This is a genomic window from Colwellia sp. E150_009, assembly GCF_053543955.1.
Map to the genome: position 1 here is coordinate 53,936 of NZ_JBHFOM010000015.1, position 26,766 is coordinate 80,701.

General features: G+C 35.9%; 18 protein-coding genes. 5 read left to right on the forward strand and 13 right to left on the reverse strand.

Annotation, left to right across the window (positions count from 1 at the left end; genetic code table 11):
* Positions 1 to 122 precede the first annotated feature (122 nt).
* The 6 genes from ACE1OF_RS08935 to ACE1OF_RS08960 form a co-directional block, all read right to left on the reverse strand.
* On the reverse strand, positions 123 to 4,232 hold the full coding sequence (locus ACE1OF_RS08935; protein ID WP_448893969.1) for a cobaltochelatase subunit CobN: 4,110 nt from the start codon (positions 4,230 to 4,232) through the stop codon (positions 123 to 125).
* Between the two features lie 60 nt (positions 4,233 to 4,292).
* Positions 4,293 to 4,598 carry a DUF2149 domain-containing protein gene (locus ACE1OF_RS08940; RefSeq protein ID WP_448893970.1) on the reverse strand — a complete coding sequence of 102 codons (306 nt, stop codon included), beginning with the start codon at positions 4,596 to 4,598 and terminating at the stop codon, positions 4,293 to 4,295.
* On the reverse strand, positions 4,585 to 5,181 hold the full coding sequence (locus ACE1OF_RS08945; protein WP_448893972.1) for a MotA/TolQ/ExbB proton channel family protein: 597 nt from the start codon (positions 5,179 to 5,181) through the stop codon (positions 4,585 to 4,587). The genes ACE1OF_RS08940 and ACE1OF_RS08945 overlap by 14 nt, the downstream gene beginning before the upstream one ends.
* 120 nt (positions 5,182 to 5,301) lie before the next feature.
* Complete coding sequence (locus tag ACE1OF_RS08950) at positions 5,302 to 6,411, reverse strand: HmuY family protein (protein ID WP_448893974.1); 1,110 nt, start codon at positions 6,409 to 6,411, stop codon at positions 5,302 to 5,304.
* Between the two features lie 62 nt (positions 6,412 to 6,473).
* A complete protein-coding gene (locus ACE1OF_RS08955; protein ID WP_448893976.1) occupies positions 6,474 to 8,507 on the reverse strand; it encodes a TonB-dependent receptor plug domain-containing protein in 2,034 nt (677 codons plus the stop codon).
* A 220-nt stretch (positions 8,508 to 8,727) separates the two neighbouring features.
* The gene (locus tag ACE1OF_RS08960) at positions 8,728 to 9,744 is read right to left on the reverse strand and encodes a helix-turn-helix domain-containing protein (RefSeq protein ID WP_448893978.1); all 1,017 of its coding nucleotides are present in this window, start codon (positions 9,742 to 9,744) and stop codon (positions 8,728 to 8,730) included.
* Positions 9,745 to 9,985: 241 nt separating this feature from the next.
* Between ACE1OF_RS08960 and ACE1OF_RS08965 the strand changes: the two genes are divergently transcribed.
* The 4 genes from ACE1OF_RS08965 to ACE1OF_RS08980 all read left to right on the forward strand — a co-directional run bounded on the left by ACE1OF_RS08965 (position 9,986) and on the right by ACE1OF_RS08980 (position 15,968).
* Positions 9,986 to 12,277 carry a TonB-dependent receptor gene (locus ACE1OF_RS08965; RefSeq protein WP_448893980.1) on the forward strand — a complete coding sequence of 764 codons (2,292 nt, stop codon included), beginning with the start codon at positions 9,986 to 9,988 and terminating at the stop codon, positions 12,275 to 12,277.
* Between the two features lie 59 nt (positions 12,278 to 12,336).
* Positions 12,337 to 13,560 (forward strand): S28 family serine protease, encoded by a 1,224-nt coding sequence (locus ACE1OF_RS08970; protein ID WP_448893981.1) that lies wholly within the window; start codon positions 12,337 to 12,339, stop codon positions 13,558 to 13,560.
* 85 nt (positions 13,561 to 13,645) lie between these two features.
* Complete coding sequence (locus tag ACE1OF_RS08975; protein WP_448893983.1) at positions 13,646 to 15,307, forward strand: amidohydrolase family protein; 1,662 nt, start codon at positions 13,646 to 13,648, stop codon at positions 15,305 to 15,307.
* 10 nt (positions 15,308 to 15,317) lie between these two features.
* Entirely contained in the window at positions 15,318 to 15,968 is a 651-nt protein-coding gene (locus ACE1OF_RS08980; protein ID WP_448893985.1) for a peptidylprolyl isomerase, read from the forward strand.
* Between the two features lie 380 nt (positions 15,969 to 16,348).
* Here the strand turns inward: ACE1OF_RS08980 and lipA are convergent, their stop codons facing one another.
* Positions 16,349 to 17,359: a lipoyl synthase gene (gene lipA / locus ACE1OF_RS08985; protein ID WP_448893986.1), complete on the reverse strand. Its 1,011-nt coding sequence runs from the start codon at positions 17,357 to 17,359 to the stop codon at positions 16,349 to 16,351.
* Between the two features lie 107 nt (positions 17,360 to 17,466).
* On the reverse strand, positions 17,467 to 19,617 hold the full coding sequence (locus ACE1OF_RS08990; protein ID WP_448893987.1) for a TonB-dependent receptor: 2,151 nt from the start codon (positions 19,615 to 19,617) through the stop codon (positions 17,467 to 17,469).
* 1,112 nt (positions 19,618 to 20,729) lie between these two features.
* Here ACE1OF_RS08990 and ACE1OF_RS08995 point away from each other — a divergent pair.
* Positions 20,730 to 21,902, forward strand: a complete 1,173-nt coding sequence (locus ACE1OF_RS08995) for a porin (protein WP_448893989.1) — start codon at positions 20,730 to 20,732, stop codon at positions 21,900 to 21,902.
* Positions 21,903 to 22,033: 131 nt separating this feature from the next.
* Here ACE1OF_RS08995 and ACE1OF_RS09000 read toward each other — a convergent pair whose 3' ends face one another.
* From ACE1OF_RS09000 to ACE1OF_RS09020, 5 genes are all read right to left on the reverse strand, one after another.
* Complete coding sequence (locus ACE1OF_RS09000) at positions 22,034 to 23,998, reverse strand: sigma-54-dependent Fis family transcriptional regulator (protein ID WP_448893990.1); 1,965 nt, start codon at positions 23,996 to 23,998, stop codon at positions 22,034 to 22,036.
* Between the two features lie 96 nt (positions 23,999 to 24,094).
* Positions 24,095 to 24,820, reverse strand: coding sequence for a lipoyl protein ligase domain-containing protein (locus tag ACE1OF_RS09005; RefSeq protein WP_448893992.1), 726 nt, complete (start codon positions 24,818 to 24,820; stop codon positions 24,095 to 24,097).
* Positions 24,813 to 25,508: a 2-oxo acid dehydrogenase subunit E2 gene (locus ACE1OF_RS09010; RefSeq protein ID WP_448893993.1), complete on the reverse strand. Its 696-nt coding sequence runs from the start codon at positions 25,506 to 25,508 to the stop codon at positions 24,813 to 24,815. The genes ACE1OF_RS09005 and ACE1OF_RS09010 overlap by 8 nt, the downstream gene beginning before the upstream one ends.
* A complete protein-coding gene (locus ACE1OF_RS09015) occupies positions 25,509 to 25,742 on the reverse strand; it encodes a lipoyl domain-containing protein (protein ID WP_448893994.1) in 234 nt (77 codons plus the stop codon).
* Complete coding sequence (locus tag ACE1OF_RS09020; RefSeq protein WP_448893995.1) at positions 25,743 to 26,759, reverse strand: alpha-ketoacid dehydrogenase subunit beta; 1,017 nt, start codon at positions 26,757 to 26,759, stop codon at positions 25,743 to 25,745. It lies immediately after the preceding gene.
* Positions 26,760 to 26,766 lie beyond the last annotated feature (7 nt).

Sequence of the window (26,766 nt, forward strand, 5' to 3'; positions counted from 1 at the left end):
AGTTCATCTATGTACCCGCAAGCAATAAAGCGCTTGCGGATACATGAGTTATTTATTTTATAGTGTATTAAATACTACAATTAAATAACAAAGGAGATGCTATTTTATTTGTGACCCGTTATCTATTTTTTGAAATGCTGTCGCATAGCACCTAAAAGCATAATTATCAGCATTATTGATATCGCTTGCCAAATAAAGTAATTAGATTCAGTTGTTTGTTTTTTACTTTGTTTTTCAAGTTTTTGGCCTTCAACCTGTTTATTTTCCTTATTTTGTTCAGCTTTAATTATTTGTTGCTGGTTTTGCTCCTTTTGTTTATTTGTTTGCTTGGCCATATCTTTGAGTGTGGGTTGTTGTAATAGGGCGGCTAAACCAAAACCTGTCGCAAGTTCGTTAACATTTTCACGTAATGCATCGTTTTGTACAATTAAATCGTAGCGATTTACTATGTCAATATACCTTTCAACTAGTTGCTTTAAGCGCTGAGGATCTGCTTGCCAATAGTCTTTACGTTCAGCTTCTAGCATTCTTGTCATTATACGGGCAACGGCCGCTGGGTTGATGTTTTCAAACCACTTATCTAATTCAATATTAAGTTTGTCGTTAACATAAATATCGAAGTATTCATCCCATTGATCATTTCTAACTAGGTTAGGATCTACCACTTGCCAACCAAAAAAGTTGTCCATTTTTGATGCCAATGACACAGCACCAGCGTAGCCTTCTTTTTGCATTTCTTTTATCCAACGAGGATGAAACATGCGCGTTCTAAGTTCTTTTGCCATAAATAAAGCGGCATCTTCTGGTTTAGCGTTGGTAGCATTGCGTAAATTTGAAATCATCATATCAGGACTTTTCCCATCAATATTACGTACAGCTAAACTAATACCACCAAAGTACTCAAACGGATCATCTGAACTTAACATGCCGAATAAGTTTGATGAACGTGAGAATGAGGCTATATCTGTACCTGATAATTGTTTCGCGTAAAGTTGAATGTCTTTTCCTTGTGAATCTTTTGCTTTTTCTCCCCAACGTGCGCTGTCGCTACCAAAGAAAAATCCCATTTTACCTAAATAATTATCTGATATTTTCTTATCAGTCTCCCAGGTATCACTTGCCCACGCTGGGCCATCAACACCCGAGCCATAGTCACCTGAAGCATTAGAAAATACGCGAATAGTTGACAAATACTGGGCTTCGTCAGCGTCAATGCCTTGTTCTGTTAATTCGTTTTGAATACGTTGGCTATTTAAGGCCACATGATTTTCAAATTTATTATCCCATATTGAGTCGCTGTCTTTTTTTAATTCAGCGACTTGTTTAACGGCGTTTGCTAGCAATTGAATGACACCTGGAAAAGCATCGCGATATAAGCCAGTAGCAGACAATATAACGTCTATGCGGGGGCGTTTTAATTCGCTGTAAGGAATAATGTCTGTACCGATTATGCGTCCACTAGCGCTCCATTTTGGCGTAACTCCCATGGCATACAATACCTGTGATTCTAATACACCGTAATGGCGCATGGTTTCTATTGACCATAATGAAAATGCCATTTTGTCAGGAAATTTACCATTTTTTTTCTGATAGTTATGAATCATTTCATCTACTAATTCTTTACCTTGTTCAAACGCTGCCTTGGTAGGTACTTTTGATGGGTCAAAGCCATACAAGTTGTAGCCAGTAGATAATGATTCAGGGTGACGAATAGGATCGCCACCTGTTTTAACGGGAATATATTTATTTGCTAAAAAATCACTCATGGCTTCTAATTCATGAATGCCAGTCATTGCGTGGTAAAGGTTTTTACCACGTTTAACAAAGGTTGATAATTCTTCACTAAGTGCTTTTGGGGCAATAGGTTGAGAGTGTTTGTGATCGTTCTGGTTAGTCTTTGAATTAACAATATAGTCTTTTACAAAATTAAAACCAGCTAATTGGGTAATGTCTACTTCATCTTGTATATCATTTGTTTTTTCATGGTGACTTTCATCTGAATTGTCTAAATGATTATAGTATTTATGTTCAAATTTACTGGCGTGCTGAGTAAACTCCTTTCCTAACATTTGAATTAAGGTAGTTATTAGTAATTCTTGTTCGGCAAGTTGACCAAAAGTATGTAAGCCTAATGGTTGATTGGCACTAGCGAGCGCTTCTAAATGATTATGCAGGTCGTCAAAAAAAGTATCGTAGTCTTTATCTATTTTGTCTTTTTCCCAAGCAATATCTTTGCAAATATTGCTGCTGAAACATAATTCTACAACTTTCTTAGCTGTTTTTTGTTTTACCCCGCCTTGATCTAATGATTTATATTGATGCATTAAATCATGTAAATCACTCATGTCACCGTGCAAACCCGCGGCAGCAAAAGGAGGTGTCATGTGCGAAATAACGGTTGCGCGTCCACGGCGTTTAGTTTGCATGGCTTCACCCACATCATCAACAATAAACGGATACACAACAGGTGTATCCCATACCGCTAGATTACCTTGATCATAAATAGATAAACCACGCTCTTTACCTCCTAAATACTCTTGTGAACCATGTGTTCCTAAATGCACTATCGCATCACTTTGCCAGTATTCACGGGCGTAAAAATAAGCCGCTAAATAAAAATGATTCATAGGCACAGTTCCTTGATGGTAAACAGCCGTTTCATCATTTTTTTTGTCGGTGCGCGGTGGTTGACGCATTATGAGTATATTACCATCGCGAATGCGCGGTAGAATGAAATAATATTCCCCGTCTTGCTCTACAGCCATAAAGTGATCTTTAGGATCTCCCCAATAATCACTAATGGGGGTTGATACTTCTGCAGGTAGACTGTTAAACCAAGCAAGATATCGCTTCATTGGCATTAGTTCAGCTAGATCATCATTAAGTAATTGGGTTAATTGATAATCGCGATAGAAGGGGTCTAAAATACGGTTAACATTGTTGGTAATGTATTCTTGAGTTTGTTGGCCTGTCACGTAACCTTTTTTAGCCAAATGTTGTTTAATAGACGTTAAACTTGCAGGCACATTCATAAAAGAAGCCCCAACATCTTGATCGCCCCAAATAAATACAGTTAGTTTTTTATTTTGATTAGCTTTATATTTTAGTTTGGCTAGGTTTATTGCTTTATTGACTAAATGCGTTAATTGATAGTCGATAACTTTAGCTGTTTGTGTTTTAGTATCCATAGCCGCAACGACCATAGGGTCAACCACACCGGCACTTTCTGGTAATACTAAGGTAAATGCCATCATACCAGCAGAAACACCTTGTTTGTCTTCTTCCCACGCTTTTTGATCGCCAGAATAATAAGTCATGGCTTGTATAATAGGCACGCCAAATGTTTCAAATTCAACTCTACGTTTATTTGCCCAATGGATATTTCTAAAGCTAATAATTAAGTCAATTTCACTGGTTTGTTTTTTACCGCTTGCTATCTCATCTTCTAGCAATAATAAATGTTGATAATTTCCACTTGTTCGGTTCAATTCAAAGAAAAAAGGCACGACATAGACGCCTTTTTCTTCTAGTTGTTTAATAGTGGCATCAATTACTTGTGTTTGTTCGCTTTCAATTAGGGCTCTTTGTAACAATAGGGCAATGCGTGGTTGATCTTTTTTAGGGGCTGACCAACGTTGGTAGGCATTTAAGTTATCGCTGATTAGGTTAGGTTGATTAGGATGATAAATACCTTGTAGGGGGAAAATAATTGGCGCTTGAGCAATATCTTGCTTGTTTCGCTTAAGAATATCAACGGCAAGGTAGGTTAATAAATTTGTTAAGTTTTTTCGCCCTGCATTGTTCCAATAATCGGAAATGATTTGCAATTGTGGAACGCTAAAACCTTGATGAGCTTTAGGGTTTTCTAACCAACTTATACTGATGAATTTTGTTTGGTTCGTTTGGTTGACCAAGGGTAAAAATTTAGCAAAAGTTTTTGACGATTCGTTAACTGATACCGCGTCAAACACAATAATATCTTGCTGATTAAAGAGTGTTTTTGCTAGCGTTAGGTCGCCCATACTACGTGCTGACTTGTAAGTGATTTCCCAATGATTATTGGTATTTTTATTGGCTATTTCATTTAATAAGGTTACTTTTGCTTTATTTGAGTGCGCAGAACCTACAAAGAGTAACTTTGTAGTTGAACTTTCATTAGCTTGTGTAATACAACTAATACATAAGCTTGTTAATAAAATAAACAAGCTCGTTATTTTTTGAATAATTTTCATTGTTTGCTCTAAATATAATTATTATTGAATTTAAAGGGGGATAGCATTACTTTACGAATACTATTCACTAACATAGATGATAGAACCATCTGCCATTTCGTAAGCCGTTCCAGCTTTTTTACCTGTACCAGCACCTGTTTTTCCTTGGCTTTTAAACGATTCAATTTTATTGCCTTTTTTTACAATAATTTCCATATTATCTTTGCCTGAATTTTTGATAACAGTGACATCTTCAGATAAAAAAGGATTTAAAGGGTTTTGTGCAATAGCAATTAATAGAGCAGCAATTAATACTAAAAATACATCCACTAAGTTAACTACAGATAAAGCTGGATTTATTCCCTCGTCTTCGTCAAGCAGCCTCATTTTTTTTATCCTCTATTGGCGTTGTTGAATGTAATGATGATAGAGAGGTATGATGTAATAGCGGCGTTAACGCTACTAGTTCTTGTGCTAACCATCGTTTTTTAACTGAGGCGATCCAAAAGGTAATAGATGCGATAACTAAGCCGAAAATAACAGAAGAAAATGCCACGATTAAATTTTCACTAATTCCTTGAATGTTGCCGTCAGCTAAACTTTTTAATGCTGGCCCCATAGGAACCATAGTGGCGATTAAACCTAGCATAGGCGCTAAACGGCTTACATTTCTTACACCTTCAAGATCACAAAGTGCAGCAACATCAAGTTGATCTTTACTGATGTTAGGTTGTTTATTTGCTAATTTCGATAAGGTATAACCTGCCAAAGAAAGTTGCTTGTTTTCACCTAATTTACTTGATATTAATTGTAGAAAATTTACTTTATTTTGTTTGCGTTGAATACTTTGGGTAAAAAATTGCCCTGTAGCGAATAATGCATATACAAAAAGTAAACTAATAAGTAATAGTACCGGAGCCATAAAAAAATCTGACAACTGATACATGGTTTGTTCTATGTAGCTGATCATAAAAATTACCTAACAGTGATAACATTTTTAATTGTGTTATCACTTGGATTAAATACAACATGAGTCACTTAATTTTTAATCGTTAGTCACTCATTAAAATTATGGTTATTTGAACAATATTTAAAGTGCTTCAACACGCAATGAATAGTTACCTGAATTACCGTCAGTATCGTAATAGCTGGTTAATTGCAGTTTAAAAACACCATTTACATTTTTTAGTAAATATACGCCGTACTGAGACCAAAGCTTATGACCGCCTTCAAGGTTGTACTGATACCAAGGGTTTTCTTTGAAAGCGACAACGGAGTATTCATTTGGTTGAAAACTATAATAGGGAATATTTGACTCAGGTATGCCGTTGTAACTGTTAGTAAAATCTTGTATGGCTGTGGCGTCATCTGCGAGGGTTAATGTAAAATCTGCCGCGGTGTCTGTTTCACTAGCTAAACAAGGTATTTTTATATCCCAAGCATCGCCATTGGTTACGATAGCATTAACATCAAAATCGATATAAATTGCATCATCGTTACTACACTCTAATGTAGCATCAATCACGAGTTCAGTTGTTTGTGTGTCAAATTCAGTTGCGCCTGTTAATTGGTTTGCGTAGCTAATTGTTAAGTTAGTCATACCATAGCCAACTTGTGTTAATTCAGTTACTCTAAATTTAGTAACGGTTGTGTCTGAATAAGCGATAAAGTAATGATCATCTGCTGCTGTTATTTGATGAGTTTCTGAATCATAATTGTAAAAGCCGTCTAGAATACTTTCTACTACATCTGTTTTGAATGCGTCATCAGTAGGTATGTTGTCGTTAGTAATGGCTATAAAATCAGCTAAATTATCTTCAGCGGTAGCGTTAATAAACTTGTCAACAACAGGGTCACCATTTTCATCATAAAAGTCACTGTTATTATTGGTAAAGTAAAGGCTAACAGGGTGTTCACTATCATTTGTATTTAGGTAAACACTGCTACCTTTAAAAGCAATATCCCATGTAGTGTCAGTAGCTGCTTGTTCTTCTGTCAATTCGACGAGTGATAATGTATCAACATCAAAATAGGCAAATGTTCTCTCTTGTACTGTGCCTGTGCTAAATGGTCCATAAATTAGGCCTACTTCAGGTGTTGGATCTGGAGTGGTGTTTTCTGTACTGTCTGAGCTACTTCCACACGCAGTTAACCCTAAAGCGACGAACATGCCAGTGATTAAGTTAAGTTTTCTATTCATTTTTTTCTCCAAGGGTTCATGTTTTAAAATAATGAGTGTTTAATTCTTTGATTGTTAACGTATTAAAATTGATATTTGATGCCTAATGACAAGTTTCTGTTTGATACAGGTCGAGAGTCAAAAGCATTTAAACTACTGGCGTTAGCGGCTTTATGCTCGTTAAAAATATTGTCAATACCAAAACTCCAAGAAAGTTGTTGGTTAATATTTTGGTTTATATTTATATTGGCGCTGAGCCAGTGATTATTTATTACGTTGGTATAAGTACTGTCGTACGCTTCACCTGATTGATAAACAACAAAAAACAAAACATCTATTTCATGTTGGTAATTATGATACCCAAGGTTAGTTTTTATTTGATGATAAGGCCGTTCAGCTAAACGTTGTCCTTCTTCATCGCGTGCATCAAGGTAACTGTAATTTAATTGCCCAGACCATTCGTTAAACGTAAGGTCTATACTGAAATCGATACCTTGAATTGTGGCTTGAGAAACATTTTGATACACAGAAACATCTAATTTTGTTTCCGCTGATTTTTCAGGATGGTAAACCGCTTCAATAAAGTTTTTGGTTTTAGAAAAATGCGCGTTAAATTCTGTTTTTAACTGTGCCTTGTTTAATAATTCTGAACTTTTAAAGACTTCAGTGCTATAGCTTAATGTTGTATTTATTGTATTTGATTCTTCTGGTTTAAGATCAGACGATCCCAATACCATGTAACCTAAGTTACTATGATCAAATAAATAAAAACGTTCTTTAAGGCTAGGAACTCGATAGCCTTGACCAAAACCATTACGCCATTGCCATTGACTTTCTTTATCACCAAAATTATTCATGCTGCTTATTCTAAACGCAGAATGAAAACCAAAATCAGAGTCATATTGAGTTCGCAATCCTGCAAGCACTTGGTATGTAGATTGAATCCAGTTTGCTTGAGCAAATGCATCAATACTGTGGCGAGACTCATCATCAATTTCAACAGTTTGTGTGTCAGGCTTTATTTGATTGAGGTTATCGAAATGGATCACACCACCTGAGACTATTTCTAGGTTGTCGGTTGAATAAACGTATTGTCCGTTAATCTCAGCTAAGTCAATCTCCGTATCTCGAATACCGCTTGTTTGGCCACTCACTTCTTGGTGATTAATATAACGACCATTGAGTTGCCAACTACCTTGTTGAATTTTATGTTGTTCGTCATTAAATACATTGGTATTTAATGACAGGTCGAATTGATTTTGTTCTACTTCTGAAAGGTATTTAATGATTGAATCTTGCCCTGGTACTCTTGCTGTTGGGCGTGATTTGTCTTCCGTTAAATACTGATATTTAATTTCTGCATTAACTTCATCATTACCAAATAGATTAAATGATTTTGTTTTACTTGATAGATTAATGAATGATTTCTTCATGCCATTGGCATCTTGGCTTATTGTTGCTGGATCATAGTCAAACCCTGTATTGTCAATATGTAACAAGCTTACTTTATAATCCCAGTCTTTCACCGTAAGGTTAGCATTAACTCTAGTAGTGTATGAAATTGGGTCATCTTCTAAAGCATCAGTGTATTGGCTTGCTTGCAAACTGATTTTGAGTTTGTTTTCATCAACCTCTTTGGTAATGATGTTAATTACACCACCCATTGCTGAGCTGCCGTACATTACCGATGCCGCACCGCGTAGTACTTCTATTTGTTCAATATCATTTGCATTAATTTGATCTAAATCTGCCGCTGAACCAGCAGGTGAAATTAATGGTTGGCTATTAACTAGTACCAGTACATGGTCACCATCAAAACCTTGCATTTGTATGTTGTAGCCATCTTTTACATTACGAGTAACGACTAACCCAGGAATATAATTAAGTGCGTTAGCTAATGTTCCCTGAGTTAATATTTGGATTGTTTCTTGATCTATAACTTGAATTGACACGGGAGAATTAGAGAGTAACTTTGGGGTTCGAGTGCCAGATATAACTATATGTTCAAGATGGTTTTCATCAACTGTTTTATAATCATCTGAAAAACTAAAAACGCTAAAACATAAACAAAAGAGTGGAAATGGTTTTTTTATAAGAGCAGAGGAATAAATATTCATTAATTAAATCTAAGTGAGAATTATTATTATTGGTAAATAGGTTATCATTAGATTTATTTTCACGCAAATAAAAATGATTTGTATTATTGTTTATGATTTAATTAAAATATCATTTTTTATGCGGTTTAAAAGTGATGGAGATATACGGTATTAAAGTTATTTAGTGACTAGTCGCCAAGACAATTGAAAATATAAGTAACCATAACCGTTCTATTTTAGGTTACTTAGGTCGTTCTTCATTAGGAGGATAATTGAAGAAACGTTTGTAGGCTCTTCCAAAACTAGATTGATCATCATAGCCAATTTCTAACGCCACTTCTAATACAGTATATTTACCCGTTTTCAATAATTGCTGAGCTTTATTCATGCGTTTTTGAAATACATAGTCAGATATTGTCATTCCGTAACTTGCCTTAAATGTACTTGTCATTGAACTACGACTTATTGCTAACTGTTTAGCTAGTTGCTCTAAACATGGTGGCGAACTAGATTGCTCTTCTAAAATTTGTAGTAGCTTTTTCATTACATTCGATTTTTGACGAGACAGTTGGTTATTCTCTTGAAAAGTTAACTCTGGTGAAAACATACTTAATATTGTATGGCAAAGTAATTCTGTCATTTTTGCTTGCAAGTATTGGTTTAACAATGCGCCAGTGAAAGGGGGAGAGAGCATTTCACTTACTATCACTTTAATTTGGCTTGTCATTGGGATTATGGCTGTAATATCTTGTTCTAAATTTAACATTGATTTGAAATTTAGTGGCAATTGTTCCATATCTAAATCAAAGGTTTGCTTAAGGTAGTCAGGGGTTATCCAAAAACCAATACTTTTGATGTACTCACCTTTTTTATAAAACCGAGTTTGTTGCCCATTGTTGCAATGGCTTGATATATAAATCTTTGGCATACCGTTAGCATTAATACTTTTTTGGCCCAATTGCATGTCTGAGCCGCCAATCAGTAAATACTCTAAACTTAATGTTTTTTTTAAGGGGGATATTGTTGTAAGGTCTTGTTTTATTTTTAAATCTCGTAAACCAACAGCAAATTCATCGTTGAAATACCAAAAATTATAATTACCTTCAATCCAGTCTTCTTGATTGGGAGAAAGTAAATCGTAAACAGAAACTATCGAAGCGGCGTCTAAATTCTGATGGCACCGACTAAATAACTCTTCTGGAGAGAAAGAAAATATATGTTCGTCATCTATTTCGGTCAGTGTGGTTGATTCTGCCATCAGTTTATTCACTTCTATTTATTTGTAATTCATCTTAATACAGGCGTGTGAATGCCGCAATCTATCGCCTGTCTATATTCAATATTTGGTGTTTGTGTAGAAAATCATGGCATTTCAGCAGGGAGTGCGGCGTTTAAACAACGTAGTCTAGTTTGATAAATGGGCATAGAGACATAGTCATAGTTTCTGAATAAAGTCTGTTAATAATAAAAATAACTATCAACAAGATCGAGGGTGAAGAATGAATATATCAACAATAAGTAGAGTTTCCTCTATTTCCTTATTGGCAAGTGCAATTTGTATGTCAACGCAAATATCCGCACAAGATAAAAATAAATTAACCAACAATGGCGATATAGAAGTCATAATGGTTTCTGCACAAAAACGTTTGCAAAGTGTACAAGAAGTCCCCATTTCTATGTCAGCTTTTAGTGGAGATATGATTAAACAAATTGGTGCTACTGATTTTAAAGGCCTTACTGATGTTACCCCAGGTTTTAGTGTTGTTGGGGGAAGTGATGCATTTCCACGATCTTATATTCGTGGTGTTGGCTCGAATGATACAGGTGTTGGTGTAGATCCTAGTGTTGGTATTTATATTGATGGTATATATGCGTCCAGAAATGGGGGCGCACTTACCGATTTGATGGATATTGAAAGAATAGAAATTTTAAAAGGCCCACAAGGTACGTTATTTGGTCGTAACTCTATTGGTGGGGCTATTAGCATAGTAACGGCAAAACCTACCGAGGATTTATCTGGCGAAATAGCGTTAGAGCTTGGTAACTATAACTCTCAAGTTGTAAAGGGGTTAATTAATATACCTTTAATCGATGATTCATTATACGTGCGTGCGTCGGGTGTTGTACGCAAACGAGATGGGTGGCAAGAAAACAAGTTAAGTTCAGTGAAAGGGAACTCTAGAGATCGTGCATCGGGTCGCCTTAAATTTACTTGGTATCCTCATGATGATATTGAAGTAAACCAGTCTAATGGTTGGAGTCGTTTCGATGAGGTGTCTACTAATTTAGAGAATTATTCATCTGTTTATCCTATTGATGAATTAGCTCAAGTACATGATGATAAAAAAATGGTTAATGGAGGTTTAGATTTTTGGGGAAATTCAAATAATGATCAAGCCCCTTTAGTACCAATATTAGACCGTCGGGTACGCGACCATTCTTTATCAGTTGATTGGTTTGTGAATGATGATATCACTTTTACTTCGCTTTCAGCTTATAGAACTTTTACTACTTTTAATACTTCTGATTATGACGGTACGGAATATTATTTTGGTGAAAATGAAGGTTCTAAAGAACATAACGAAACAATAAGCCAAGAATTTCGATTATCTGGAGCAAGTGATAGTTTGGATTGGTTTATTGGCACGAGTTATTCACACGAACGAAATAAAATGGACTTTTTAATTGGATTATTTGATTTTGGTCCATTAATAGGTAGTAACCTTAATAATGGTGCACCTTTTCTTGAAGATAGCCAAGTTCGTACTGTTACTGATAGTTTTGCCGTTTACGGTGATGCTACTTGGCATGTTAACGATAAATTAAATCTCACCGTAGGAGCTCGTTATTCGAGTGATGATAAAAGTATTCATTACAATAATCCCATTCAAACACAAGGTGCAGTTAATTTGGGAGGGTTAGGTTTTGTTATGCCAATAGCATCACAGTTTGTTGATGAAAATGGTATTCCTAATCCAGCTTATCAACACTTAGATGATGATTGGGATGATTTTTCTCCGCGTTTTGTTGTGGATTATAAATTATCTGATGACGCCATGATTTACGGTAGTGTGACGATGGGATATAAGTCAGGAGGTTTTAATACTTATCCTTCGCCAGCAACGGATTCTGGCTTTATTGTTACGCCAGATGCTACAGCCAGTGTTGATCCTGAATTAGCGACAAGTTATGAATTAGGGTTAAAATCTACATGGCTAGATGATGATTTAACCTTGAATGCATCATTGTTTGTATTGGATTATGAAGATTTACAAGTAAGAGAAATTGTAGGCACTGTTGTGCAATTAGCCAATGCGGGTAAAGCAACAAATCAAGGATTAGAATTTGACATGAATTATCAAGTCACTTCTGATTTAGCCGTAGTTCTCAATGGTACTTGGATGGACGCCGAATATGATGAATACATCAGTGGTGGTGTAGACTTAGCGGGCACACCTTTATTGTACTCCCCAAACTTTGAGGGAAGTGTAGCGTTAGATTATTTTAAAGAAATTGAAGGGGCTGGTGAGCTGCGTGGCTTTATCAGCATGGCTTACAAAGGTGATCATCAGATTCATGAAACATTAGAGCAAGAGGCATATACGACCGTAAGTGCTAGGTTATCATTATTAACGCAAAGTGATTGGGAATTTGCTATTTTTGGTAGTAATTTAACTGATAAAGTGTTTTTAAACTCTTACACAGGTCAAATGAATACATTTGGTCTTGTTGCGGTTACTCGTAATGAACCGCGTACCTTCGGTGTATCAGCAACATATAGCTTTTATTAAATCCCCCTTAGTTCAGGCTGGATAATTTATTATTCAGCCTTTTTCTTAGAGTAATCATTATGTTATTTACCCCATACCTAATTGCGTGTATTGCTGTCTTTATTTTACCAGCGCTAAGCTTTGCTTCTGAGCTTAATGTATCTATTGAAGAACGCAGCTTTACTCAACCAGTAAACCCATTGAATCCCAATGGCCAGCAATTTCAACAACAATTTTTTGTTTTAACACCGATAGGTGTGAAAAATGATGCCACAGTTTATTTTATTTTGGGAAACGAAACTGATTCAACAAAGGATAAATTGACTAAAATATTTAAAGCTTATGGTAGTCCCACCGATATGATTTTTATTTTATCAGAGCATAGAGGATATGGACAAAGTTTAACTAATACCCCTCAAACTGTGCCTGAATATGTCAGAGTAGAGCATGCATTGTCTGATTATCATCGTTTAATTACAGCATTGCAGAAAACATATACAGGAAAGTGGATTGCTGGTGGGTATAGTTATAGTGGCGCATTAGTGATCAACTTTGCACATAAGTATCCAAGAGTTGTTAATGCTATTTTGGCTTCAAGCGCACCAATTAACTGGCCTTTTATAATTCCCCAATATAGTAACAAAGTACGAGAAAATTTAGGTGATGAGTTTGTAGAACGTATTCATCAACATATCAGTAATATTGACATCATTACACCATATGACGAAGGGTGGCAAAACCGTGAGCGATATGTTGTGTTAACTTCATTGTTAACACAACGGGCCGAAATGCAGGATATTAAAACGTATATTTCTATTTTGAGTTACTTACCAACCAGCATGTTTTCTTGGTTTATTGAGAAATTACTGCCACTGGAAGCGGATGATTGGATTAAAAAGCGCACCCCTAAAAAACTGTTAGTTGAGCAGGCTAAAGAAGGACGATTTAATTGGTACACATGGAAATATCAGCAATGCACTCAGCTAGGTACATTTTTTAGTGGTAAACCGTTTAATTATCGTTTTGAAGAGCATGTTGCCGATTGTAAAGCCACTTTTGGCACTATGCCAGAATACTTGACCGCTAAGCCTTGGAATATCGCGAGTATGATTTCTGAAATTGTTATTCCACAAGTCGTTGTGTCTGGGGGAAAAGACCCATGGATAGAGCTGGGTGTTAATCCTGAACATACATATCGCAATATTGATTTCTTTTATGTATCTGAAGGATTTCACTGCCCCGATCTAGACGATGTGCAATTAGGGCGAACTATTTTGGCTAGATTACGAAGTCATATAAATTAAAAAAATCAACAATATCAATTTATTAGTGGTCAATTCTTATCGTTGATTGGCCTCTAATAATCGAGTACTAATTTTAGGAGAATTTATGAAGTATGTAAGAAAAACACAATGTTTGATTTCATTATTATTTTGTATCCATGCAAGTGTATCTGCTACAGAAGGTTTAAATTCTTCTGCAGCGGTTGAAGCTGGAGAAGAGATAATTTCACAAGTAATTGGCTTAGGTTTTCCAGCCCCAAAGCCTGCATTACCAAGTGGTAAAGAGAAAAAAGGCCCTTATAAAAGGCTTGTTATTGAAAATGCTAACATAATTGATGGCACTGGTGCGCCAACTCAGGGGCCTGTGACTATTGTTATTGAGAATAATGTCATTAAGGAAATTAATGGTGGTGGTACAGGTTCAGTTCATTTAAAGGGTAAAGCTTACGGAAAAGATACACGTGTTATAGATGCAAAAGGTAAATATGTTCTCCCTGGGCTGATAGATGTTCACTCTCATCTGGGAACCCCAAGTCATGCTTTTGGTGGTGCTTTGACTGACCCAAATTATGTTTTTAAATTACTTCTTGCTCATGGTATTACCACAGTGCGAGATGTTGGCTCATTTATGGGACTTGATTACACTCTTTCACATAAGAAACGCAGTGAACAAGGCGAAATTTCAGCTCCACGAATTAAAGCATATGCCTTGTTTCCAGAGAAAATGGTATCGACCGAAGCTGCTAGAAAATGGGTTAAATCTGTTAATAAACGTGGTGCCGATGGTGTGAAATTTATCGGGGCGGCACCTGATATTATTAAGGCTGCACTTGATGAAACCAATCAATTAAATATGGGATCAGCTTTTCATCTTTCACAGGTTTCCGTCACTCGAACAGATGCATTAGATGCAGCAAGAATGGGAGTAAAAAGCATAGAACATTGGTATGGTTTACCTGAAGCTATGTTTGAAAATAAGCGTATTCAAAATTATCCTCATGACTATAACTATAATAATGAACAAGATAGATTTAGCCAAGCAGGACGTTTATGGCAACAAACAGCGACACCTGATTCAACCATATGGAAAAACACCATTTCTGAGCTGATTAATTTAGATATTACGTTAAATCCTACTTTTACTATTTATGAAGCAGCGCGTGATTTAGGTAGAGCACAAAATGCTGAGTGGCATAAAGAATATACTATGCCGTACATTAATCGAGCGTTTGCACCAAACCCTAAAATTCACGGCTCATTTTTCTTTGATTGGAAAACATCTGATGAAATAGCATGGAAAGCAAATTATAAAACATGGATGACATTTGTTAATGACTACAAAAATGCAGGTGGTAGCGTTGCTGTTGGGTCTGATGCTGGTTTTATTTATGGGTTATATGGCTTTAACTATGTTAGAGAATTAGAGTTACTCCAAGAAGCAGGCTTTCATCCACTGGAGGTATTGCAATCTGCAACAATAAATGGTGCAAAACTAATGGGATTAGAAAAAGAGATTGGTAGCATTGAATTAGGAAAAAAAGCAGATTTGGTCATTGTGAATGAAAACCCCTTAGATAACTTTAAAGTACTCTACGGAACAGGACATGCATTCTACAACTTTACAACCAATAAAATGGATAGAACAAAAGGAATAGAATTTACTATTAAAGATGGCATTGTGTACGATGCTCATCAATTGCTTGAAGATGTAAAAGAAATGGTAAGAAAGCAGAAGTTATATGAATCTGAAAAGTTTAAAAATAAATAAGGGATTAGGTATGAAATTTTTTTTAAGTGCGCCATTATTTTTTACTTGGTTATTAGCCTTTTCCGCATTGGCAACTGACAAGCATCAAAAACCTGTGGTTATATTTGAAACCACGATGGGTAATATCGTTATTGAGGTTAACAACAAACAAGCTCCTAAAAGTGCAAAGTATTTTCTATCATTAATTGAGCAAGGAAAGTTTAATGGAACCAGTTTTTATCGTTCAGGGTCAGTCGCAGGGGAACCCCCTCAATTTATAGAAGGAGGTCTAGTGGACAAGTTCATTTTAAAAGGTGACTTAACGTCAGTGAAAAATTCTGGTTTACCTATTTTAGATGACTTTGAAACAACATCCTATTCTAAACTAAAACATCAAGTAGCTACGGTTTCAATGGCACGCGATATATTAGATACGGGTCATGCAATTCCTGATATTTTTATCTGTTTGGATGACATTCCTTCTTTTGATCAAAATGGTAGACAAAAACCTGATAGTCGTGGTTTTCCAGCATTTGCAAAAGTTATTAAAGGCATGGATGTAGTACAAAAAATTTCTAACAAAGAGCGAAAAGGTGAAACTCATATTAAATTTTTGCAAGGACAAATTTTAACGACCCCTGTCATTATTTTACGAGCTTATCGTATTAATATTGCTCAATAACCTAATTGATTTCTGTATTTTATAACAATAGATTCATTGATTTTTATGTTTGTCATATACACCTAGTAGTATAAATACTAGGTGAAGTGAATTTAACCTAACAAGTAAGAGCGTTACTTAAAAGAGATTTATTCCCTAAATAAGGCTAAAGCTTAGTAGTGCGATTATCAAGGGAAACTGTTGGTCTAATTCCTGAGCGGTCTGGTATAGTATATTTTGATTTGGCATTTTATAGATTGGATTATAATAAATATCAGGAGTGGGCAAAGAAAATACCGAATGACAAAAATAGAGGGTAGTTAATAGGCAGGTTTTGAAGTGAAATGTCCCCAGTAATTGAACATATTAATCAATGGGGGTATTCTGGTACCTGTATTTCCTTATTTTACTTCTTCCCCAGCGGCTTGCTTGTCGGCATGGTATGAAGAACGTACAAGTGGCCCACAGGCTGCGTGCTCAAAGCCTATTTTTACAGCTTCTTCTTGGAACATGTTAAATTCATCGGGGTGCACATAACGTTCTACTGGAAGATGATCTTTACTCGGCTGTAAGTATTGGCCTATTGTTAGCATAGTAACGCCATGACTGCGTAAATCGCGCATTACTTGCAATATTTCTTCATTGGTTTCACCTAACCCAACCATTAATCCCGATTTAGTGGTAACGTTTGGATTGGCTTCACCAAATTTTTTTAATAAGTCTAAAGACCATTGGTAGTTAGCCCCAGGTCGTGCTTTTGTGTATAAACGAGGTGCGGTTTCTAAATTATGGTTAAATACGTGAGGAGGGTGCTGATTGAGTATCTCTAATGCTTTATCCATGCGGCCACGAAAGTCAGGCACTAAAATTTCAATTTTTGTATTAGGCGCTTGTTCATTGATTTCTTTTACGCAATTAGCAAACTGTTGTGCGCCGCCATCACGTAAATCATCACGATCTACAGAAGTAATGACAACATATTTTAGTGCCATATCTTTTAAGCTTCGCGCTAGTTGTGTTGGCTCATCTTCGTTTACGGCTAAAGGGCGCCCATGGCCTACGTCACAAAATGGACAACGACGTGTACAAATATCACCTAATATCATAAAGGTAGCTGTGCCGTGATTAAAACATTCAGACAGGTTGGGGCACGATGCTTCTTCACAAACCGAATGTAAGTTATGTTTACGCAAGTTAGCTTTGATTTTATCGACACGCTCACTACTACGAGGTAGCTTTACACGCAACCATGCAGGTTTACGTAGCATGTTTTCAGGAATTGAAGTGACAACTTTTATAGGTATGTGAGCTAATTTTTCAGCATCACGCAGTTTTGTACCAGGGGTAACTTTAGTTGATCTTATCGTCGTTTCTGTGGAGGTTTTTTTTATAGTTACGTCATTATTTAGCATTCTTTTTCTCTTCATGGTAAAGCTTAAGTAATGTTACTGAGGTGAGTAATTTATTGGTAATAAAAGCAACACAAATAAATATGTTATACACTTGAAACATAAACAAGCTAAAAATCCCAAGAAATTCCCAAGTGCACAGCGCGAGGTTGACCACCAAAGAAACGGTACGTGTCAAAAGCAAAATCCGCGCGGCTGGCATATTTTTCATCTGTAAGGTTTTCAATTCGTGAAAATAAACGCAGATGATTAGTTAATTGTACCGAAGCTCTTAATTGTAATAAGTCGTGGCCAGCATAATTATGTTCATTGGCAGGGTCTAAATAATACGCACTGATATGTAACCACTCTAGTTCAAACTTAGTGTTATCAGTTGGTTGCCAGGCAACACGCACATTAGCTAGATGTTTTGGTGACGTATCTACTTTATTGCCTTTAATAACACCACTGCTTGTTTGGTCAAATTCATATTCATGGTGACCATAACTATAGTTAATGCCAAGGGTGAATTGTTCAGTTAAAGCATAATCCATCATCAATTCAAGACCATGATGTGAAGTTTCACCATTAGTTACATTTAAACCATCTGCATCTCGAAAAAAGAAATTTTCTTTATCCATAGAATAGAGAACAGCTTCATAAGTTAGTTTGTTAGTCACTCCTCGAAAACCAAGTTCGATACTGTCGAGTAGCTCTGATTTAATTTCTCCTATTTCTTGTTGCTTTTGTAGTCTATACATATCGGTAGTTTGTGGTGCTCTAAACCCTTGAGACCAACCACCGAAAATTGCCATGTTGTTATGAATACTATAATTAAAGGCTATTTTAGTACTGGAATCATTAAAACTATCATTACTATCACTAGGGCGTTTAAATAAACAGTCAATCAACTCACCTTTGTTATCTACACATGAACTTCCGTCTGACTTTGTTGTACCATCAGCAAGTAAATTATTGTATTTGTATTTTGTTTTATCAAAACGAACACTTGCTGTGAATTTTAGCTGATGAGTTAATTGCCAATCGGCTTGAAGGTAGGGGGCAATCGTTAAAGCATCAACTTTGTAGTCAAAATGAAGGCCTTGTTGGCGTGCTTTTCCCCAGCTATAACTATCTGGTTTTTGTTGGGTTTGTGTTAACGCTCCTTCTGTCCATTCAAGGTCTACGCCCATTATTAATGCAATATTCTTTTCTAAGTTCCACCGATAACTATTAATCATACCAAAACTATAGTGGCTATTTTCTTCAATGGCTTTTGACGGTAGATAATGTTGGCTAAATTCCATTTCATTAATTCTAAAATATGGTGTAATAGTAAAGCTTTTTACATCATCTAACTTGTGTTGCCAATGCGTTGCTATACGTACTGATGACCATTTGCGATAAGCATCATTATCGCAATTTTTTTCCATGGTATTACGATCTTTATAAAGGTTTTTATCTGAATATGTTGAGTTGTAGCAATGTGAACCATTATCTCCAGAAGAAATAAATCCAGCTGTTTTTTGATCAAGTACAAAACCTGAAATCGTCGTTTTTAATTGATTATTTCCATTTAAATAGTCGTAACGTAATCCAAGCTTCAAAGATGTAAAGTCACTATTATCACGATAGCCATCATCATTTACGACTTGAATTGTAGCGTTTACACCTTGATTTTGTGATTCATTTCCCATTGTGCCTTGAAATTGATACTTATTGTTTGGACCTGTAAGTAATGCGGCTTCTCCACCATTATGTGGCTCCTTGGTTAATACGTTGATCACGCCATGAACAGCATTTGAACCATAAACCGCACTTGCAGGACCTCTAACAATTTCAACTTCTTGTGCTTGTGCAATATTTAATTCTGATAAACCATTATTATTTGCAAAGCCAGCTGATCGGGTAGGAATGCCATCTTCTAAGAATAAAAAAGCGCCCGCAGCACCAGGGCCAGTTAAAACAGGAGATCGTAGAGAGGGTAAAGACTCCATACCATTATTCGTTTGGATGTGAACGCCTGTTGCTCTATTTAAAATATCACTTGGATGTACAGAGCTAACTGAAACAATATCTTCACTTGATATACGGTCAATATTGCTTGCTAAAGTAAGTAGGTTTGAATGCTGACGACTACCAGTTACAACAATAATTTCTGTTAGATTATCAGCGTCATTTGTTTTATAAATATCAGTTTTTTTAGTTGCTGCAAACAAAGAGCAACTTATTATTGAAAAACTGACCATAGTAAGAGCTGAAACGGAAAATTGTTGTAACATAGTGGTTTCCTTTTTTATTTTTGATTTTAGATAACCTGGATAAATCTAGCACGAACTCTTTTTAAAATTCAGTAACTTAAGATCTTAATTAATACAAACAGAATCACTAAAAAATGGATAATTATCACCATAATTTAATGGTATGAATGAACCAATATAGCTAGCGTTCCATAATTTACTTCAGAACAACTTTGTGAGCAGTGTAAGTAAGCACTAATAACAAAACATTGTTCTAAAATAGAAAGTATTTTAGCGGAAATATCTGATTTTTAGTTTTGTTCCCTCACATGAATATTTTTTGATACTTTCTGTTTATAGCCTATGCAATAGCATATATTGCGCCAGTTTGTGTTTATTTAGGTTTAATCTTTTAACTTATTGATTTGTATTGAAATATTTTTTATATTGGGATTTAACTTTTTCAATTTATAAACTATGATTTTAGTTTTTCTTTGATCAATTTAATAATCGACACAGTTGTCTCAATGCATTAGATGCCATGTTTAAACTGGGATTTTAAATTATTATTTGGAAATTTTGATTGTTGCTGTTGCTAGATTGCTGCTGTTGCTAAGGAAGGTAAAAATAAAATTATAACGGATAGAGTAAGGTTAACTTCATAATATATGCCAACTTGATTATATTTTTACTCTCTTTCATCAATGTCAGATTGACGACACCTTAGATTACAGTTGAATTCTAGTTGATAATTTTTTAATGAGTAAGGACAAAATTACTATTTTTGAAACATATGTATCAAAAGAATAAAAAAATTTAAAACAAAGAAAATTCATGCAAAATACACCAACTTTTTCCTCCAAAAATTTAGTTTTTAAATTAAATAAAAAATATTAACTTATTGTATTGTAAGTTAATGTTTTGTTTTTTCTATGCGCTTCATGCTTTGTGTAATCTATGATTTATTTATTTGGCATGATACCTGCTCAATTACATTTTGCATGATACATGCTGCAATATTTCAGACCGATGTACCAATATGTAAACAAATACTTGCCAACAACTTGGATGGTAATCAATTAGATGACGGAACTCTAAATAAGGATACATAGACCTGAAATTACAATAAATATAAATTCATTTGGGGAAATAATATGAACAATAAAATTTTAAAAACATTAGGTGCTACAGCTTTACTATCTAGCTTTGCAGGAACAGCAGCTGCTGACGTAGTTATAGCAGAAACAGAAACAACAAAAATATCGATGTTCGGTATTTTAGATGTTGGTTTACTTTACCAGTCTAACCCTTCAATTGAAGGTGAAGAAAACCTTACTATGGAAACGAGTGGCTTGCGTCAGAGTGTTTTTGGCTTTAAAGGAAATCGCCAACTAGATGGCTCTACAAGTGCCTTTTTTAATCTAGAAGCACACTTCGATGTGGATTCAGGTATGCTTCATGGTTCAGGTGATGCTGCAGGGGAAGCTGATGATAGTTCAGGCACCTTGCTTTTCCGACGCCAAGCAAATATTGGTCTTACTGGTGACTGGGGAACCGTGATTGCAGGTCGCCAATATGGTCCTGCTTTACTTGCTCACCTTGGTACAGAGCCTCGTGTTTTCAAAGAACAATTTTCTAATTTATACTCTTGGGCTTATAGCCAATTATTTTCAACTGTAAACCCTAGTGATAGTGAAGCAGGCCGTAATACAAATAATGACGTTGGTATATTTTTTAAGAATGCTATTCAATACCGTAATAACATTAGTGGTATTGATTTTGGCATACTGTACTCGTTTGGCGGTCAAGAAGGTTCTAGTAAAAATGGCGACGTAATTGCTGTTGGTGCATCATACGGAACTGGTCCTGTAACACTTTCTGGTTCATACCAAATTATGAGTGATCAAGATACGGGTGAAGATGTAGTGGAAAGCTTTGGTATTGGTGCTGCATATAAAATTGGCGCTATTGACTTGAAAGTTAATTTTTTGAATACAGAAAACCATGATTCACTTGGAAATGAAATTCTTGACGTTGATGCACTTGGGCTTGGTGTAGATTATAAGTGGAGTGAAAAAAATACCATGACTGTTGCTTACTACATCAACGAAGATAATGCGGCGGCTGATGATGCAACCACTAAATCATTTGTCGTTAGTAATGAGTTCACTTTGGGGGATTCAACAACGTTATATACTGCTATAGCGTATGTAGATGCAGATGAGATGAGCACTATCTCACAGTATGCAACATCTATTGTTGCAGCTCCAGCTCCCGTTGGTGAAAAAACTACATTAGTTAATGTAGGTGTAAATTTCGCTTTCTAATTAATATTTATGTAGATGTGAATTATATGGTTTACATAAAAAACCGATGCTTTGGGATGGCATCGGTTTTTTGTGTTTACCTAACAACGTTAAATGCCCCGTTCACTTGAATGAAAGTGGAGTTAGCCTGACTAAAGAGAACTATCTGTATTATTGGGGGAAACAATATTGTACTTTTTCATTTTCCGATAGAGTGTTGCTCTGCTTGTTTCTAGTTTTTTAGCTGCTTCTGTTGCATTCCAATTACTGTTCCGTAAGGTCTGTAGTATTTTCTGTCCTTGTACCGATATAATTTCGGCATGCTGTGAGTGGCTTCCCTCATTTTCATTAAAAATAAAAGGGGGGCAGTCGAATACGTATTCAGGTAAATGCTCAATAGTGACTATTTTATCGTCGCATAAAGTACAGGCATAGTTAATAACGTTTTTAAGCTCCCGAATATTGCCAGGCCAAGAATATTCACTGAGTACTTGCATAGCTTCTTTGGAAAAGCCAATGTCTGCTTTGTCTGAAACAATACGTGAGACTAAATAAGGGAGATCTTGACGATCTCGCAATGGGGGCAGGTTAACTGTTGCACCATTTAGGCGATGATATAAATCAGCTCTGAAATTAGATTGCTCTGATTCAATCTTTGGAGTTATATCTTGATGAGTGGCACTAATAAGTCGGAAGTCTACAGGAATGGGATGATCGGAGCCGATGGGAGTAACCATTTTTTCAGCTAGCACTCTTAATAACCTAGTTTGTAGACTTACAGGCATATCACCTATTTCATCTAAAAATAATGTGCCTTTGTCTGCGGCTAGAATCAGCCCAGATTTACCTTTACAGCTAGCACCAGTGAAGCTTCCTGCTTTATAACCAAACAATTCACTTTCAATTAATGTGTCAGGTAGCGCGGCACAATTAACTGCTACAAATGGTCCTTTACGACGGTTACTACTTAGGTGTATAGCATTAGCTAATACTTCTTTGCCTGTGCCAGTTTCACCTTGAACTAAAATATTGATATCAGTTGGTGCAAATTTACTGATAAGAAGTTTTACGCTGTGCATCATAGGATCTGAGCCAGAAAGCTTATCGATCTCTGCAGCGATAGGTTTCATTTTGTCTAGCTTATATGCTCTAATTTGGTTTAGTACCATACTTTTGATTTTGGTACGTGGTGGCTGAATACAACAGAAAAATGGAATACTTGTGTTTTTTGACTTGATAACAAAATGTTCAGGAGATGACTTAGCAGGATCTGCACCCAGTTGAAACAACGAAGTAATGTCAAATCCAGTCAGTAACTGTGATGTTATGTCATTAATGCCTAGTTCTCTAGCCATAATTTTACGTGCATTTTGGTTTGCACCAATTACCACATTATAACTATCTAATGCAATTAAATTCGGACAATATGTATTTAGTGAACTAACGCTGGTATCAAATTTTAAAATTGATGCGTTACTATAGTGATTTAAAAAATTAGCGGCTTCAATAAGTCCAGCATGCATCTGTACTAATTTAAGCAATAAATGTTGGCTCGCTTTTTCTTTTGGTGAGTAAAGTGCTGAGACATCAAGAATAGCCAATAGCTCACCATTATGATCTAAAATAGGTGATGCGGAGCACGTTAATGATGTGTTAACTATGTCAAAATGATCTTGTTGGTGTATCGTTAATGGCACAAGTTCGTTGATAATTGTACCAACCGCGCAGGTTCCTGCATGGCGTTCGTTCCAGTCAGATCCTAAATATAGACCAGCGTTTCTCATGTCTTTGGTTAGACGGTTATTACCAATATAATCAACGGTAACTCCATTTTTATCACAAAGTAAAACAACATAACCTAAGGCTTCTACTTGTGAATATAGCGTTTCCATTCCTTCTCTGGCTGTAGTGATGAATTCTTGTAAAGGTGAAGTGTGGTTTTGCAATTCTGAATGAGTAAGTACACGTGAACCTTGTCGCCCCAATGGATCAAGCTTAAAGGTTTGAATACAACGTTTCCATGAATTTGTAATTAAGTCTGTTTCTGAATTTAACTCATTATCATCAATTGCTCTATAAACATTAGATAAATGTTCATCGACGACGGAAGTTCTCATTTTTTTCCCCAAATATATTATGCATCCTTGCTTTTTATTATTATGCATCCTTTCTTTTATTATTGTATTAATCCTTACTACGTACGTTTTAGTAGGTTATATCTTAGTCAAATACTTATCAATCATACTTTGTATCGACAAATAAAGGTCAGCTGCTAGTTTACTATTATTCATGTTAATTTCATCGTTATGCTCAGTTAGCGATGTCATTGCCTCTCGGGTAAAAACCTCAGAATGTCCTGATTGCTGATAACATTCATTTACAGCATCTACTAAAGAGTCAATATTTGGATTAATTAGAATAAAGGCATGGGCTAGCACACCCACTTGCTTTTTATTGTTTACGCTACTCGTTCGGCTAATTCTTTGTGCTGTACCAATAAACTTTCTATCATTGATAGATAAATTATAGACGCCATTACAATATGCGCCAGTAATCTCACCTGTTTCTGCTTTGACCCCATAATTAGATAGCCATAACTCTAAAATAGCTATCAGTAACTGATAGCTATTTGATGTTGATAGTTCTAATTTGTCAGGCCATGGATAGACCATGCTTAAATTAATTACACCTGGTGCTTGAGGAACGGGAGATCCCCCCGTTTTTCGCTGCTCAATTTTCCAACCAAGTTTTTCCATATGGTCAGTTAATTGTGGTGTAGTTCGCCATTTACCAGATGCAGGAAGCACCATCACTTTTTCTATAGGCTCCCAAATTAAAAAACGAGGCGTTTGATCGATAAGCACTTCACGTAAAGCTTGTTCTTCCCATGCTAACGCTTGAGTTGCAGACATCGACATTAACACCATCGAATCAGTCAAGGATGATCTCCTCTATATGAGCACAGATATCAGATAAAAAATTAGCAGCAGGAGAACCATCTATGGCCCGATGATCAATCGTTAAAGAAATCCCCATTATTTTAACCGCTTCAAATTCACCTTTGGCGTTAGGTTTCACGTGTTCGTTGGTTGTGCCTAACCCGATAATAGCAATTTGAGGAGTATTTAAAATTGGTGTAAAATGTTTAACTCTTGTTAAGCCTAAATTTGTAATGGTTATTGTACCCCCCATATAATCATTAGGTTTAAGTTCATTGTTTTGAGCCTTTTTAGTTGAAATTTGCCGCGCTTTTTGCAGTTCCTTGGCTGTAAAATTTTGAGCTGAAAAAATAGTAGGCGTTACTAAAATATTATCATCTAAACTTAATGCAAAAGATAAGTTGATGTCTCTATGATAGATAATTTTATTATCTTCAACCCTAGCATTTAAATCCATATGCTTTTTCAGTGCCGTAATCACTACAAAATGCAACAAGTCTTGTATTGATATATTTTCTCCTTGCTCAGATAGTTGTCGTTTTAAATGCAATAAAGGTGAAATATTAGCTTCTGCATGTAACGTAAGTTGCGCACTAGTTTGCAAACTTTGTTGCATTTTTTTTGCGATTGCGCCTCGAACACCACGCAAAGGCACTGTATAGGTTGAATCGGTGATAGCTTGTTCCATTTAAGATACCTCTGCTATTATGCTTCCTTTATTTACCACATCATCTTCTTGGCAGGTAATAGATATAGTTCCGTCATAGGTTGAGTGAATTTCATATGAAATTTTTTCGACCATGACTTCAGCTAATAGTTGACCTGTTGATACTTCACTGTTGTTATCTACTAGCCAAGCTGTTAAAACGGCTTCTTCATCTTCTTCCCATAAGTCCATTGGTATTGTAATTGCTTTAGTCATTTATTTGCTCTCCATCATTTTTGAACAGGTATTAATTATATTTTCGGTGGACGGTAATGCCCATTCTTCCATTGGTCTACTAAATGGAATTGGAATATCTGGGAAAGTGATCCTACATGGTGGTGTTTTTAGCATATGATGATCATGTTCAGTTACCGAGGCGATGATCTCTCCACTAACACCAAAGCTATGATAATCTTCATCAACAACCAATAATCGACCAGTCTTTTTAACAGATGATATGATATGATCGCGATCTAACGGAACCAATGAACGCAGGTCAATAACCTCCACATTGATGTTGTCTTTTTCAAGTTCTTGCGCTGCTTTTAAAGCATGATGTACGCCGATTCCAATGCTCACGATTGTTATATCTTGACCTTCAACTACTGTTTTTGCTTTGCCAATTTCCAGTTCATAATTTTCTTCAGGTACTTGGCTGATAGCAGCGGGTTCTGTTCCTAACCAGCCCATACCTTGTAAACCTTTATGAAATAGATAAATAACAGGACTATTGTCGCGAATAGCAGCAGTCATTAAACCTTTTGCATCATAAGCGTTACTTGGCGCAACAACTTTCATTCCTGGTAAATGTGCAAACGTTCCGTATAGACATTGAGAATGCTGACCCGCATCACTGTAACCACCACCAGTTGATGCCATTATCACCATTGGTACTGTTGAATGGCCACCTGAAAAGTAAATGTTTTTTGCCATAGAGTTATAGATAGCATCAAAACAAACACCAAAAAAATCAACAAACATTAATTCAACAACTGGACGCATTCCATCCATAGCAGCACCGACGCCAGCACCTATAAATGCAGTTTCTGAAATTGGAGTATCTCTCACACGTTCTTCACCAAATTCTTTCAGTAAACCACGAGTATTTCCAAAAACGCCGCCCAGTTGTGCAATATCCTCTCCCATTACAAATACGTTAGGATCTGCGCGCATTTCTTGAGCTAATGACTCAGCCATTGCACGCGCTATAGTTAGTTTTTTCGTTGCAGACATTATTAAG

Excerpts from the sequence above, each read along its gene's own strand:
- ACE1OF_RS08935 (WP_448893969.1), bottom strand. The coding sequence starts at position 4,232 with ATGAAAATTATTCAAAAAATAACGAGCTTGTTTATTTTATTAACAAGC.
- ACE1OF_RS08940 (WP_448893970.1), bottom strand. The coding sequence starts at position 4,598 with ATGAGGCTGCTTGACGAAGACGAGGGAATAAATCCAGCTTTATCTGTA.
- ACE1OF_RS08945 (WP_448893972.1), bottom strand. The coding sequence starts at position 5,181 with ATGATCAGCTACATAGAACAAACCATGTATCAGTTGTCAGATTTTTTT.
- ACE1OF_RS08950 (WP_448893974.1), bottom strand. The coding sequence starts at position 6,411 with ATGAATAGAAAACTTAACTTAATCACTGGCATGTTCGTCGCTTTAGGG.
- ACE1OF_RS08955 (WP_448893976.1), bottom strand. The coding sequence starts at position 8,507 with ATGAATATTTATTCCTCTGCTCTTATAAAAAAACCATTTCCACTCTTT.
- ACE1OF_RS08960 (WP_448893978.1), bottom strand. The coding sequence starts at position 9,744 with ATGGCAGAATCAACCACACTGACCGAAATAGATGACGAACATATATTT.
- ACE1OF_RS08965 (WP_448893980.1), top strand. The coding sequence starts at position 9,986 with ATGAATATATCAACAATAAGTAGAGTTTCCTCTATTTCCTTATTGGCA.
- ACE1OF_RS08970 (WP_448893981.1), top strand. The coding sequence starts at position 12,337 with ATGTTATTTACCCCATACCTAATTGCGTGTATTGCTGTCTTTATTTTA.
- ACE1OF_RS08975 (WP_448893983.1), top strand. The coding sequence starts at position 13,646 with ATGAAGTATGTAAGAAAAACACAATGTTTGATTTCATTATTATTTTGT.
- ACE1OF_RS08980 (WP_448893985.1), top strand. The coding sequence starts at position 15,318 with ATGAAATTTTTTTTAAGTGCGCCATTATTTTTTACTTGGTTATTAGCC.
- lipA (WP_448893986.1), bottom strand. The coding sequence starts at position 17,359 with ATGCTAAATAATGACGTAACTATAAAAAAAACCTCCACAGAAACGACG.
- ACE1OF_RS08990 (WP_448893987.1), bottom strand. The coding sequence starts at position 19,617 with ATGTTACAACAATTTTCCGTTTCAGCTCTTACTATGGTCAGTTTTTCA.
- ACE1OF_RS08995 (WP_448893989.1), top strand. The coding sequence starts at position 20,730 with ATGAACAATAAAATTTTAAAAACATTAGGTGCTACAGCTTTACTATCT.
- ACE1OF_RS09000 (WP_448893990.1), bottom strand. The coding sequence starts at position 23,998 with ATGAGAACTTCCGTCGTCGATGAACATTTATCTAATGTTTATAGAGCA.
- ACE1OF_RS09010 (WP_448893993.1), bottom strand. The coding sequence starts at position 25,508 with ATGGAACAAGCTATCACCGATTCAACCTATACAGTGCCTTTGCGTGGT.
- ACE1OF_RS09015 (WP_448893994.1), bottom strand. The coding sequence starts at position 25,742 with ATGACTAAAGCAATTACAATACCAATGGACTTATGGGAAGAAGATGAA.
- ACE1OF_RS09020 (WP_448893995.1), bottom strand. The coding sequence starts at position 26,759 with ATGTCTGCAACGAAAAAACTAACTATAGCGCGTGCAATGGCTGAGTCA.